12 protein-coding genes and 1 pseudogene are annotated in these 12,106 nt (G+C 66.6%); 6 read left to right on the top strand and 7 right to left on the bottom strand.

Annotation, left to right across the window (positions count from 1 at the left end):
• Window positions 1–150: 150 nt before the first annotated feature.
• On the bottom strand, window positions 151–390 hold the full coding sequence (locus ABE472_RS03485; protein ID WP_313217859.1) for a hypothetical protein: 240 nt from the start codon (window positions 388–390) through the stop codon (window positions 151–153).
• A 163-nt stretch (window positions 391–553) separates the two neighbouring features.
• Here ABE472_RS03485 and parE point away from each other — a divergent pair, with 163 nt between their 5' ends.
• Both parE and ABE472_RS03475 read left to right on the top strand, forming a co-directional pair.
• Window positions 554–2,443, top strand: coding sequence for a DNA topoisomerase IV subunit B (gene parE, locus ABE472_RS03480; protein WP_313212009.1), 1,890 nt, complete (start codon window positions 554–556; stop codon window positions 2,441–2,443).
• Between the two features lie 135 nt (window positions 2,444–2,578).
• Window positions 2,579–3,151: pseudogene (locus ABE472_RS03475) on the top strand (GNAT family protein).
• 105 nt (window positions 3,152–3,256) lie between these two features.
• Here ABE472_RS03475 and ABE472_RS03470 read toward each other — a convergent pair.
• Window positions 3,257–4,378 (bottom strand): inorganic phosphate transporter, encoded by a 1,122-nt coding sequence (locus tag ABE472_RS03470; RefSeq protein WP_121041745.1) that lies wholly within the window; start codon window positions 4,376–4,378, stop codon window positions 3,257–3,259.
• 13 nt (window positions 4,379–4,391) lie between these two features.
• Window positions 4,392–5,018, bottom strand: a complete 627-nt coding sequence (locus ABE472_RS03465; RefSeq protein ID WP_121041743.1) for a DUF47 family protein — start codon at window positions 5,016–5,018, stop codon at window positions 4,392–4,394.
• Window positions 5,019–5,300: 282 nt separating this feature from the next.
• Between ABE472_RS03465 and ABE472_RS03460 the strand changes: the two genes are divergently transcribed.
• A complete protein-coding gene (locus ABE472_RS03460; protein ID WP_346465496.1) occupies window positions 5,301–6,611 on the top strand; it encodes a hemolysin family protein in 1,311 nt (436 codons plus the stop codon).
• Window positions 6,595–7,251 (top strand): exopolysaccharide biosynthesis protein, encoded by a 657-nt coding sequence (locus ABE472_RS03455; protein ID WP_313217854.1) that lies wholly within the window; start codon window positions 6,595–6,597, stop codon window positions 7,249–7,251. Before ABE472_RS03460 ends, ABE472_RS03455 begins: the two co-directional genes overlap by 17 nt.
• 161 nt (window positions 7,252–7,412) lie before the next feature.
• Here the strand turns inward: ABE472_RS03455 and ABE472_RS03450 are convergent, their stop codons facing one another.
• The 4 genes from ABE472_RS03450 to ABE472_RS03435 all read right to left on the bottom strand — a co-directional run bounded on the left by ABE472_RS03450 (window position 7,413) and on the right by ABE472_RS03435 (window position 10,318).
• Window positions 7,413–7,922 carry a pyridoxamine 5'-phosphate oxidase family protein gene (locus tag ABE472_RS03450; protein ID WP_121041737.1) on the bottom strand — a complete coding sequence of 170 codons (510 nt, stop codon included), beginning with the start codon at window positions 7,920–7,922 and terminating at the stop codon, window positions 7,413–7,415.
• A 97-nt stretch (window positions 7,923–8,019) separates the two neighbouring features.
• On the bottom strand, window positions 8,020–9,012 hold the full coding sequence (locus ABE472_RS03445) for an LLM class flavin-dependent oxidoreductase (RefSeq protein WP_346465493.1): 993 nt from the start codon (window positions 9,010–9,012) through the stop codon (window positions 8,020–8,022).
• A gap of 138 nt (window positions 9,013–9,150) precedes the next feature.
• Complete coding sequence (locus tag ABE472_RS03440; RefSeq protein ID WP_346463723.1) at window positions 9,151–9,903, bottom strand: sulfurtransferase; 753 nt, start codon at window positions 9,901–9,903, stop codon at window positions 9,151–9,153.
• Between the two features lie 49 nt (window positions 9,904–9,952).
• On the bottom strand, window positions 9,953–10,318 hold the full coding sequence (locus tag ABE472_RS03435; RefSeq protein WP_313212019.1) for a DUF6164 family protein: 366 nt from the start codon (window positions 10,316–10,318) through the stop codon (window positions 9,953–9,955).
• Window positions 10,319–10,385: 67 nt separating this feature from the next.
• Here ABE472_RS03435 and ABE472_RS03430 point away from each other — a divergent pair, with 67 nt between their 5' ends.
• Complete coding sequence (locus tag ABE472_RS03430; RefSeq protein WP_346465491.1) at window positions 10,386–10,826, top strand: FKBP-type peptidyl-prolyl cis-trans isomerase; 441 nt, start codon at window positions 10,386–10,388, stop codon at window positions 10,824–10,826.
• Window positions 10,827–10,836: 10 nt separating this feature from the next.
• The gene (locus ABE472_RS03425; protein ID WP_346465489.1) at window positions 10,837–12,084 is read left to right on the top strand and encodes a TIGR03862 family flavoprotein; all 1,248 of its coding nucleotides are present in this window, start codon (window positions 10,837–10,839) and stop codon (window positions 12,082–12,084) included.
• Window positions 12,085–12,106: the final 22 nt, after the last annotated feature.

The following is a 12,106-nucleotide window of genomic DNA, read 5'->3' as shown; positions in this document are numbered from 1 at the left end:
GCGTACTTTTTCAGATCCCCAGGTCTCTGTCGTGGAGAGCCCCCTTGGCGTTCAAGGGGGCGCGCCGACAGGCGCGGGGATGTGGAAGAGAGGGTGAGCGGGGCCCACGGTTTGCCGCGCAAACCGTGGGGAAGCGTCAGCGCGAAGCGCTTATCGCTTCTTCCGCGCTTCTTCTTCCTCTTCCTTCTGCGGGGCCTGCTCGCCCTTGGCCTTCATTTCGGCCGTGGCGGCGGCGCGGCGCTTGGCCTTGGCGTCCGCTTCCGCCTGGGCCCTGTCGGCCTGTTCGCCCTGCTGCGGCGTGGGCTGGCCCTGTCCGGCGTTCTGGGCCAGTGCCATGGGCACGGCCACGACGGCGGCGGCGATGGCAACGATGGTCAGCAACTTCTTCATGGGGTGCTCCTCGCGGTATGGCATGGAATGGGGCGCCGGAGGCTCCGGTTTCCCATCCAGCACAGTCTATCGCGCCCCGGTCGGCCGCCCCCTGAACGTGTGGCGTGCAAAAAACCCGTCCAGACCGCAAACTTCGCCGTCGCATTGCGCTTTATGAAGACAGATGAACGCCCGCTATAACGCCGCCGATATTGAAGTCCTGTCCGGCCTGGACCCGGTCAAGCGCCGCCCCGGCATGTACACCGACACCGCGCGCCCGAACCATCTGGCGCAGGAAGTCATCGACAATGCCGTCGACGAAGCCTTGGCCGGACATGCCCACACGGTCGAAGTCACGCTGTTCAAGGACGGCAGCTGCGAAGTCAGCGATGACGGCCGCGGCATGCCCGTGGACATCCACCCCGAGGAGAAGATCCCCGGCGTCGAACTGATCCTGACCCGCCTGCACGCGGGCGGCAAGTTCAACAACAAGAACTACACCTTCTCCGGCGGCCTGCATGGCGTGGGCGTCAGCGTGGTCAACGCGTTGTCCACCCTGGTCGAAGTGCACATCAAGCGCGAGGGGAGCGAACACCGCATCACCTTCCGCAACGGCGACCGCGCCACCCCGCTGGAAGTGGTCGGCAGCGTCGGCAAGAAGAACACCGGTACCCGCGTGCGCTTCTGGGCCGACCCGAAGTACTTCGATACGCCCAAGTACAACCTGCGTGCGCTGCGCCACCTGCTGCGCGCCAAGGCCGTGCTGTGCCCCGGCCTGACCGTGAAGCTGCACGATGAAGCCACCGGCGAGCAGGACACCTGGTACTACGAAGATGGCCTGAGCGATTACCTCAAGGCCGAGCTCGGCGAGCGCGAGATGCTGCCGGCCGACCTGTTCGTGGGCCACCTGAAGAAAGAAAACGAGATCGTGGACTGGGCCCTGGCCTGGATTCCCGAAGGCGAGCTGGTCCAGGAAAGCTACGTCAACCTGATCCCGACCGCCCAGCACGGCACCCACGCCAACGGCCTTCGCACCGGGCTGACCGAGGCGCTGCGCGAGTTCTGCGACTTCCGCAACCTGCTGCCACGTGGCGTCAAGCTGGCCCCGGAAGACGTCTGGGACCGCGTGTCGTTCGTGCTGTCGCTGAAGATGACCGATCCGCAGTTCAGCGGCCAGACCAAGGAACGCCTGTCCTCGCGCCAGGCCGCAGGCTTCGTCGAGGGCGCAGCGCATGATGCCTTCAGCCTGCTGCTGAACCAGAACGTCGCATTGGGCGAACAGATCGCCCAGCTGGCCATCGAGCGCGCCAGTGCGCGTCTGAAGACCGAGAAGCTGGTGACCCGCAAGAAGGTCACCCAGGGCCCCGCCCTGCCCGGCAAGCTGGCCGACTGCATCAGCCAGGACCTGTCGCGCACCGAGCTGTTCCTGGTCGAAGGCGACTCCGCTGGCGGCAGTGCCAAGCAGGCCCGCGACAAGGACTTCCAGGCGATCCTGCCGCTGCGCGGCAAGATCCTCAACACCTGGGAAGTGTCCTCGGGCAGCGTGCTGGCCTCCGAAGAAGTGCACAACCTGGCGATCGCGATCGGCTGCGACCCGGGCAAGGACGACATCGCCGGCCTGCGCTACGGCAAGGTGGTCATCCTGGCCGACGCCGACTCGGACGGCCTGCACATCGCGACCCTGCTGACCGCGCTGTTCCTCAAGCACTTCCCGGCGCTGGTCGATGCCGGCCACGTGTTCGTGGCGATGCCGCCGCTGTTCCGTGTCGACGTGGGCAAGCAGGTGTTCTACGCCCTGGACGAGGAAGAGAAGCGCACGATGCTGGACAAGATCGAGCGCGAGAAGATCAAGGGCCAGATCAGCGTGACCCGCTTCAAGGGCCTGGGTGAAATGAACCCGCAGCAGCTGCGCGAGTCCACCATCCATCCCGATACCCGCCGCCTGGTACAGCTGACCATCGATGACGGCGAGCAGACCCATTCGCTGATGGACATGCTGCTGGCCAAGAAGCGCGCCAGCGACCGCAAGGGCTGGCTGGAGAAGAAGGGCGATCTGGCCTCGCTGGAAGTCTGATCGGTTTGCTGTGACATTGAAAACCCGCCTTCCGGCGGGTTTTTTCCTGGGTTGCCTGCCGCGGCCATTACGCTAGGCATGGATACACCCCGCAGGAGCGGCTACCGTGGCCGCACCTCGGTCACAGGAACCCACATGCCGTTCGACCCCAACCTGCAGCTGGACAGCGCACGCCTGGTGCTCAACGCCATCCGCGCGGCAGACGCACAGGCGTTGTTTGCGATCTAGTCCGACCCGGCGGGCATGCGCTACTGGAACCACGCGCCCTGGACCGACCTCAAGCAGGCCTATGTGCAGATCCTCGACGATCTGGCCGCGCTCGATGCGGGCACGCAGTTGAAGCTGGCGATCCGGGAGCGTGTGGACGGGCCGCTGCTGGGGATCGTGGTGGTGTTCGCGATCGACGAGACGTCCCGGCGTGCGGAGATCGGGTATCACCTGGCGCCGTCGGCGCAGGGCAAGGGCTACATGCACGAGGCGCTGTCACGGTTCGTGGCGTATCTGTTCGATGTGCTGCGCCTGCGTCGCCTGGAAGCGGAGATTGATCCGCGCAACGTGCCCTCGGCGAAGGTCCTGGCGCGGCTCGGCTTCCAGCGCGAGGGACTGCTGCGGGAGCGCTGGCGGGTCGCCGGCGAAGTATCGGATTCGGCGGTGTATGGGTTGCTGGCACGGGAGTGGCAGAGGCCAGGCAGCGCAGTGTCGGGGTGACCGTCGCACGAAACACCCCCGGCCATTCCGGCCACTGCATCCGCGGTGCCCCACGAAAAAGCCCGCCTTCCGGCGGGCTTTTCGATGTTCAAGCGCGTGGACCGATCAGGCCCAGCCGAACAGTTCGAACAGACGCAGGATCAGGTACGCACAGCCGCCGGCGGCCGGGATCGTCAGGATCCACGCCCACACGATGCGCTCGATCACGCCGAAGCGCAGCGAACGCGGGTTCTTGGCGAAGCCCACGCCCATGATCGCGGTGGAGATGCTGTGGGTGGTCGAGACCGGCATGCCGAAGTGCGCCGCCACGGTCAGGATCGTGGCCGAGCTCGTTTCCGCGGCGAAGCCGTGGATCGGGTGCAGCTTGACCATCTTGTGGCCCAGGGTCTTGATGATCTTCCAGCCGCCCGAGGCAGTACCGGCGGCCATCACCACGGCGCAGGTCAGCACGATCCACATCGCGATGCCGTCACCGGCGGTTGCATCCGGGTGCATGAACGCCAGCCAGGACGGCAGGTCGTTCAGCGCACCGGTTGCCTCGGCGCCGATCAGGGTCATGGCGATGATGCCCATGGTCTTCTGCGCATCGTTGTGGCCGTGGGCGAAGCCCATGTAGGCCGCCGACACGATCTGCGCCTTGCCGAAGAACGCATTGACGATGCGCGGCCGGGCCAGACGGCCCAGGAAGCCACCGATCTTCGCCATGCCGGCGATCATGCCCCACAGCAGCAGCATCACCGCGATGCCGAGCAGGAAGCCGGCGATCGGCGAGGTGATCATCGGCAGGAACACCTTCCACAGCAGGCCCTTGTTCTGGGCCCAGGTGCCGATGCGCTCGGACCAGATCAGGGCATCCCAGTTGTTGTGGGCAGCGGCCAGGCCGGCGCCGCACAGGCCGCCGATCAGGGCGTGCGAGGACGAGGACGGCAGCCCCTTCCACCACGTGATCAGGTTCCAGATGATGCCGCCCAGCAGCGCGCACAGGATCACCTGCGGGGTCACATCGACCACGTTGGTGTTGAGCAGGCCCGAAGCGATGGTCAGCGCGACGGCGGTGCCGGTCAGCGCGCCGATCAAGTTCATGAACGCGGCGAGCATCACCGCCCAGCCGGGCGAGAGCACTTTGGTCGCCACCACGGTGGCGATGGAGTTGGCGGTGTCGTGGAAGCCGTTGATGAACTCGAAAACGAGCGCGGCCAGGATCACCACCAGGACAAGGGTCAGCATGCTGTGGCGTCCGTCAGCTGTTCTTCAAGACGATCTGGTACGCCACCACGCCGGCCTCGCGGCAACGATCGATGGCCTTTTCCAGGATCTCGAAGAATTCCTTGAGCAGGAACATCTGCAGGCTGTCCAGGCGGCCGGAGTAGATGTCGCGGTACAGCTCGAGCATCAGGCGGTCGGCTTCGTTTTCCAGCGAACGCAGCTTCTCGTTGAGCGCGGTCATCCGGTCCAGGTTCATGTGGCGCAGGTCGTTGACCATCTCCACCACCACGCTGGCAGCCTGTTCCAACATCGCCGCGCGCGGCGCGAAATCGATGTGTTCCAGATGCTGGGTGGCCAGCGAGTAGCGATCGGCGAACTTCTCGATCTGCTTGGGAATCTTGTACAGCGCCGAGCCCAGCGCTTCGATGTCTTCGCGCTCGATCGGGGTCATGAAGCTGTCAACCAGCGCCTGGCTGATCTTGTCCGAAGCCGCGCGCTCGCGCAGGCGGGCCAGCTTGAAGGCGTCCAGCGCCGGCTGGCGGTCCGCTTCGCGCAGCATGGAGTGCAGCGCCTTGGAACTGTCCTGGGCGGCCTGGGCAGCCTCGTCCAGCAGGGTATAGAACTGTTTGCCGGAGCCAAAAATGGTCTGCAGAGAGAACATTGAGAAACCTATTCGCCGTCGAGGAAGGACGGCACCGGGCGGAATTATGACGGTTTGATGTCTGTTCCGGGTACTCCCCCCCTTCTTCACACTGGGACGGCCCCGTCTGAACGACTCTATTTGCACCCCTGCCCCGGCCTTTTGTTAAGATGCGCGGGCACCTTCGGGTGCACTCTATGGACGACGACCCTTACCCCCCGCTGCACCGCCGCGCTTACGCGCCCTCCGGTAGCCGACATCGCTTGAACACGCCCTCCCTGCCACCAACCGGGGAAGCCGCCCGTGTTTGAACTGATTATTGTCCTCGCCCTGATCCTGCTGAACGGTTTCTTCGCCATGTCCGAGATGTCGGTCATGACCTCGCGCAAGAGCCGGCTGAAGCAGATGGCAGGTTCCAGCAAGCGCGCCGAGCGCGCCCTGGCGCTCTCCGAGAAGCCCGAGAACTTCCTGTCCACGGTCCAGATCGGAATCACCCTGATCGGCATCCTGACCGGCCTGTTCGGTGGCGAGGCGATCGGCCTGACCATCGCCGAGTGGCTGCAGGGCATGTTCCCGGCGTTCGCGTATTCCGGCGTAGTCGGCAAGACCCTGGCCGTGGCCCTGATCACCTTCCTGACGCTGATCTTCGGCGAACTGGTGCCCAAGCGGCTGGCCCTGACCCGTTCGGAGGACATCGCCGGCCTGGTGGCGCTGCCCATGAGCTGGCTGGCGAAGATCGCTGCGCCCGGCGTCTGGCTGCTGTCCCACTCGACCCGGCTGGTGTTGCGCGTGCTGGGCCTGGGCAAGGACGAATCGGCCTCGGTGACGGAAGAAGAGATCCGCATGCTGGTGGCCGAAAGCCACGAGGCCGGCGTGATCGACGCCCATGAGCGCGACATGATGAACCGCGTCATGCGCCTGGGCGACCGCACCGCCGACAGCCTGATGACCCCGCGCAACCGGATCGCCTGGCTGGATACGCTGGCCGAGCCGGAAAAGAACATCGCGACCATGCGCGAGAACGAATTCTCGCGTTATCCGGTGTTCCGCGGCAACGATCAGGACATCGTCGGTGTGCTGGAGGTCAAGAGCCTGGTGACGCGCCTGGTGCGCGATGACCATTCGCTGTTCCAGAACCTGCGCGAGCCGCTGTACGTCTCGGAGTCCACCCATGCGATGAAGCTGCTGGAGATCTTCCGCGAGGAACAGCAGTCGATGGCGCTGGTGGTGGACGAGTACGGCGAGATCCAGGGCCTGGTGACCATCAGCGACCTGATGGGCGCGGTGGTCGGCCGCCTGCAGTCGGTGGAGAACGTGGACGAGGACGCCCTGGTGGTGACCCGTGAGGACGGCTCCTACCTGGTCGATGGCTCGCTCTCGATCGAAGACCTGCGCGAACTGATGGGCAACGCCGAGCTGCCCGATGCCGATGATGGCGACTACTACACGCTGGCCGGCATGTGCATCCACTATTTCGGGCGCATCCCGCATGCGGGCGAGTACTTCGATTGGGCCGGCTGGCGCATCGAGATCGTCGATCTCGACGGTGCCCGTGTCGACAAGCTGCTGCTGCGCACCCTGAGCGAAGACGAAGCCGATGACATCACCGGCTGAGCCGACGCCGCCGGATCCGACGCGGCCGCAGTACCGCAACGAGGGTATCCGTACCCTGCTGGCGATGTTCGACCACGGTGACCCGGAGCAACGGCTGCTGCTGGGCCAGATCCTGCAGGATCTGCAGCAGAGCGCGTTCGGTGTGTTCCTGTTCGTGGCGATCCTGCCGGCCTTCATCCCGATCCCCGGGCTGGGCGGTGCGGTCAGTGGACCGCTGGTGGTGCTGATCGGCGCGCAGATGCTGTGCGGCATGCGCCGCCCCTGGCTGCCCGGCTTCATCCGCAACCGCGGACCCAAGCGGGGCACCATGCATCGGTTCCTGGAGCGCATCGACCGTCCGCTGCGGCGGCTGGACCGCCTGCTCAAGCCGCGGATGCCCGGGCTGCTGGTACCGCTGCCCGCGCATGCCTTCAGTGGCCTGTTGCTGATCCTGACCGGGGTGCTGCTGTCGCTGCCGATCCCGCTCACCAATTATCTGTTCGGCTTCCAGCTGCTGCTCTTCGCGTTGGCACTGCTGGAACGCGATGGCGTGCTGATGCTGCTCAACTGGATCGGCGCGGTGGCCGCCGTGTTGTTCTTCGGCTTCAGTTCGGGGCAGCTGGTGGGCTATACGGTGGATCTGTTCCAGCGCTGGTTCTGAAGTACCGACCAACGGTCGGTACCTACCGAAGTACCGACCAACGGTCGGTACCTACCGAAGTACCGACCAACGGTCGGTACCTACCGAAGTACCGACCAACGGTCGGTACCTACCGAAGTACCGACCAGCGGTCGGTACCTGCCGAATTACCGAGTCGGCACCTACGCGCCGGGCTTGAGATCCACCGTGCCGGTGTCGGACATCGCGCCCGGATCATCGGTCACCGCCGACAGCACGAAGTACAGTGCCTTGCCGAGCAGGCCGCCGGGGCCATCCCAGTATTCGGCCGATTCGGCGCTGACGTGGATCAGACGCAGGTTCGGGTCGTCCTTGCCGCCGGGGAAGAAGATCTTCATCGCCGGCGACCAGAGTTCGTCGATCTTGGCGCGGTCATTGACCACCCGCGCGGTACCCGAGACCGAGACATAGGTATTGCCCGACGGCGATGCGTAGGCCACGTTGACGCGCGGGTTGGCGGTGATTTCCGCGATCTTCGGGCTGTCGGCGCCGGTGGCGAACCACAGGTCGCCATCGAACTCGACTTCCTGTGTGCCCAACGGACGACTGAACAAGCGTCCATCCGCACCGACCGTGGTGAACATCGCGATGTCCACGCCGCGGATCAGTTCGGCCAGTTGTTTGATGTGCTGCTGACGATCGTGCTCGGCCATGGGGTGGCTCCTGTAAGGGGAGCCACCATCACAGCTGATCGGCGGCTACGGCGACGTGAACCGCACGGTCACGCCCTCTTCGCGCGCCGCACCGGTTTCAGACCTGCAGTGCGCGCCACGCCTGCATCGCCAGCCCGAACGAGCGCTTGCGCGCGGCGTGGTCGTAGATGTTGGCGGTGACCAGCACTTCATCCGGCTTGTGTCGCGCGACGAACGCGGCGAGGCCTTCCTGCACCTGCTGCACGTCACCGACCACCGCACAGGCCAGCGCGTTCTGCACGCCGGCCTTTTCGTGCGGCTGCCAGAACGCTTCGATGTCGTCGATCGGCGGCGGGATCAGACCCGGCAGGCCACGGCGAAGATTGACGAAGCTCTGCTGCTGGGTGGTGAACAAGCGCTTGGCCTCGGCTTCGGAATCGCTGGCGACCACGTTCAAGCCCAGCACCGCGTACGGCGCCTGCAGATACTGCGAGGCACGGAATTCGCGGCGGTAGACCGCCAGCGCTTCATCCATCGCGTCCGGGGCGAAGTGCGAGGCGAAGGCGAACGGCAGACCCATCGCCGCCGACAGCCGCGCACTGAACAGACTGGAGCCCAGCAGCCACACCGGCACCGGGATGCCCGCACCGGGCACGGCGCGCACGGCCTGGCCCTTCTGGGCCGGCTCGAAGTAATGCAGCAGCTCGCGTACGTCCTGCGGGAACTGGTCGGCGCTGTCGAAGTAGCGGCGCAGTGCGCGGGCGGTCGGCTGGTCGGTGCCGGGCGCGCGGCCCAGGCCGAGGTCGATGCGGTCCGGGTACAGCGAGGCCAGCGTGCCGAACTGCTCGGCCACCTGCAGCGGCGAGTGATTGGGCAGCATGATGCCGCCGGCACCGACGCGGATGCGCTTCGTGCCCCCGGCCACATGACCGATCAGCACCGCGGTGGCGGCGCTGGCGATGCCGGGCATGTTGTGGTGCTCGGCCAGCCAATAGCGGTGGAAGCCCCAACCTTCGGCGTGCTGGGCCAGGTCCAGCATGTTGGCGAAGGCCTGCGTGGTGTCGCTGCCTTCGCAGACCGGCGCCAGATCAAGAATCGACAGCTGCATCATGAATGCTCGTTCCAACCAGGAGATATCCCACTGAGATGGGGCTGGCTGGCCGGTTTGCCACCGCCCACAAGGCGCAGGTGGCAAGACGCTGATTTCCGTCTCGCGACGATTCAGGACAATCGAGGCCGTGAAGGCGGCTCAGGCGGTGCCGGCGTCCTGATCGACCAGTGGCTGCAGGGCCGCATCCAGCGCCACGCGCTCGTCGAAGACGAAGCAGCGGCCGTCATAGCCCTCACCGCCCACGGCCTCGAAATAGCCCAGGATGCCGCCGTCCAGCTGCAGGACGTTGTCCATGCCGTCGTTGCGCATCCACAGCGCCGCCTTCTCGCAGCGGATGCCGCCGGTGCAGAAGCTGACCACGGTGCTGTCCTTGAGCGCTTCGCGGTGTGGGGCCAGGGCCTCGGGCAGATCGGTGAACTTGGTGATCGGCAGCACCAGCGCGTCCTGGAAGGTGCCGTACTCGATCTCCTGGGTGTTGCGGGTGTCCAGCATCACCACCGGCTTGCCGGCGTCATCGTGCCCCTGGCGCAGCCAGCGCTGCACCGTGGCCGGATCGATCGAGGGCGCGCGCGGGTAGGCCAGCGGCTGGCCGTCGTCGATGCGGAAACTGATGATCTCCGGCTTGACCTTGGCCTTGAGCCGGGCGAACGGCTGCATCTGGCTGTAGCTGGTCTTCACGCGCAGCCCGGCAAACCGCGCATCGGCGCGCAGGGCGGCGTAGAAGCCGTCGATCTGCGGCTCGGCACCGGCAAGGAACAGATTGATGCCCTCGCCCGCCACCAGGATCGTGCCGCGCAGCTGCGCGGCGGTCGCCCGCTCCAGCAGGGTCGCGCACAGCGCGTCCGGGTCGGCGACGGGGGTGAAGTGGTAAGCGGCGGTATTGGCGATCATCCCGCCATTTTAGCCGCTGGGCAGGCGCCACGCCTGACCCGCCCTGGAATCAGCCGCGCAGCAGCACGAACGGCAGCAGCACCAGCGCGGTCGCGACGGCCATGCCGAGCAGCACCGCCACCACGAACACCGGGCGCCGGCGGATCAGGCTGCCGAAGGTCTCGGCCGTCCCCTCACGCAGCGCGGCCTCACGCTCGCCACGCACGCGCTCGCCGCGTGCCTGCTGGTACTCGCCCATCAGCGCCTTGGCCCGAGGATGATCGGCGTCATCGCGGACCCAGATCCCGCCAAAGGAGATCCCCCAGGGGCTGGGCTCGGTGCGGTAGTGGGCGATGCCCGCCTTGTCCAGCAGGGCGGTGACATCCTGGATTTCATCGTCTGCGACATTGCGCAGGTTGAGCAGCAGTTTCGACATGTGCCCATGATAGCGCCCGGCGATGCGCTACCCTTGCGTCCCCGTTTTTTGGATCCGGAGCCCGCCCATGCGCCGTCTGCCGCGTTACCTGCTCGCCCCCCTGATGTTGTCGCTGCTTGCCGCCTGCACCCCGCCCGGCCCGCCGCCCGGCGGCAGCATCGCGCAGTTCGAGAAGATCGATACCCAGTCGGGCACCGGCGCCGAGGCCACACCCGGCAGCAAGGTGACCGTGCACTACACGGGCTGGATCTACGACGAGCGCACCGCCGACAAGCACGGCGCCAAGTTCGACAGCTCGGTCGACCGCGGCGAGCCCTTCACCTTCAACCTCGGCCAGGGCCAGGTCATCAAGGGCTGGGACGAAGGCTTTGCCGGCATGAAGGTGGGTGGCAAGCGCACGCTGATGATTCCGGCCGAGTACGGCTACGGCACGCGTGGCGCCGGCCCGATCGCACCGAATTCCTCGCTGGTGTTCGATGTCGAACTGCTCGACGTCAAGCCGCGTTGATCCTGCCTGCATGAGCATTGCCGTGAACACCCCACGCCGGGTCGCGATCATCGGCGGCGGCCCCGCCGGCCTGATGGCGGCGGAAACCGTGCGCGCTGCCGGCCACACCGTCGATCTGTACGAAGCCAAGGGCTCGCCCGGGCGCAAGTTCCTGATCGCCGGCAAAGGCGGCCTCAATCTGACCCACTCCGATGCGCGTGAGGTGTTCATCTCGCGCTACCGCGAGCGCGCGGACGCGGTGGGCGGCTGGCTGGCCGATTTCGATGGCGAGGCGCTGCGTGCCTGGGCGCTGGCATTCGGCGTGGAGACCTATGTGGGCAGTTCGGGACGTGTGTTCCCGGTCGACCGCAAGGCCGCCCCGCTGCTGCGCGGCTGGGTGCGCCGGCTGAAGGAACAGGGGGTGCGCTTCCACGTGCAGCACCGCTGGACTGGCTGGGATGACGCAGGCGCGCTGCGCCTGGAAACCCCCGAGGGCACGACCACGATCACGGCCGATGCGGTGGTGTTCGCGCTCGGCGGTGGCAGCTGGCCGGAGCTCGGCTCGGACGGTGCGTGGGTGGCGCCGATGACCGCCAGCGGCATCGACATCGCCCCGCTGAAGCCGGCCAACTGTGGCTTCGACATCGGCTGGACGCCCTACTTCAGCGAGCGCCAGGCGGGTGCCCCGCTCAAGCCGGTGGTGGCGCACTGGACCGACCTGCAGGGTGAGCCGCGCTCGCTGCAGGGTGAATGCGTGATCACCGCGACCGGCATCGAAGGCAGCCTGATCTACGCGCTGTCGGCCGATCTGCGCGACAGCCTGGCCCGCGACGGGCAGGTGACCCTGCAGCTGGACCTGCTGCCGGGCCAGACCGAAGCGCAGGTCGCGGAAAAACTGCGCAAGCCGCGCCAGGGCCGCAGCTTCGGCGAGGTCCTGCGCCGCCAGCTGGGTCTGGGCGGGGTCAAATCCGCGCTGCTGTTCGAGGTACTGGGTCGCGAGGCCGGGCAACTGCCGCTGGACCAGATCGCGCATGCGCTGAAGCGGCTGCCATTGGCTCTGCAGCGAGCCCGTCCTATCGATGAAGTGATCAGCACCGCCGGCGGCGTGCGCCTGGAAGCACTGGATACGCAGCTGATGCTGCGCGGGCGCCCGGGCATCTTCTGTGCCGGCGAGATGCTGGACTGGGAAGCGCCGACCGGCGGCTATCTGCTGACGGCCTGCTATGCCAGCGGGCTGCGCGCCGGGCGTGGCGTGGTGGCGTGGTTGGCGCAGGCGTGAATCACGCGGTGCCGGCCAGCGG

The organism is Stenotrophomonas sp. TWI809 (genome assembly GCF_039673205.1).
GTDB lineage: Bacteria > Pseudomonadota > Gammaproteobacteria > Xanthomonadales > Xanthomonadaceae > Stenotrophomonas.
Note: the sequence above shows the minus strand (reverse complement) of the source record. Positions and strands in the feature narration are given on the sequence as shown.

Coding starts and splice junctions, on each gene's coding strand:
- parE (WP_313212009.1), top strand. CDS start 554: ATGAACGCCCGCTATAACGCCGCCGATATTGAAGTCCTGTCCGGCCTG.
- ABE472_RS03435 (WP_313212019.1), bottom strand. CDS start 10,318: ATGTCGAAACTGCTGCTCAACCTGCGCAATGTCGCAGACGATGAAATC.
- ABE472_RS03430 (WP_346465491.1), top strand. CDS start 10,386: ATGCGCCGTCTGCCGCGTTACCTGCTCGCCCCCCTGATGTTGTCGCTG.
- ABE472_RS03445 (WP_346465493.1), bottom strand. CDS start 9,012: ATGATGCAGCTGTCGATTCTTGATCTGGCGCCGGTCTGCGAAGGCAGC.
- ABE472_RS03425 (WP_346465489.1), top strand. CDS start 10,837: ATGAGCATTGCCGTGAACACCCCACGCCGGGTCGCGATCATCGGCGGC.
- ABE472_RS03450 (WP_121041737.1), bottom strand. CDS start 7,922: ATGGCCGAGCACGATCGTCAGCAGCACATCAAACAACTGGCCGAACTG.
- ABE472_RS03465 (WP_121041743.1), bottom strand. CDS start 5,018: ATGTTCTCTCTGCAGACCATTTTTGGCTCCGGCAAACAGTTCTATACC.
- ABE472_RS03440 (WP_346463723.1), bottom strand. CDS start 9,903: ATGATCGCCAATACCGCCGCTTACCACTTCACCCCCGTCGCCGACCCG.
- ABE472_RS03455 (WP_313217854.1), top strand. CDS start 6,595: ATGACATCACCGGCTGAGCCGACGCCGCCGGATCCGACGCGGCCGCAG.
- ABE472_RS03470 (WP_121041745.1), bottom strand. CDS start 4,378: ATGCTGACCCTTGTCCTGGTGGTGATCCTGGCCGCGCTCGTTTTCGAG.
- ABE472_RS03485 (WP_313217859.1), bottom strand. CDS start 390: ATGAAGAAGTTGCTGACCATCGTTGCCATCGCCGCCGCCGTCGTGGCC.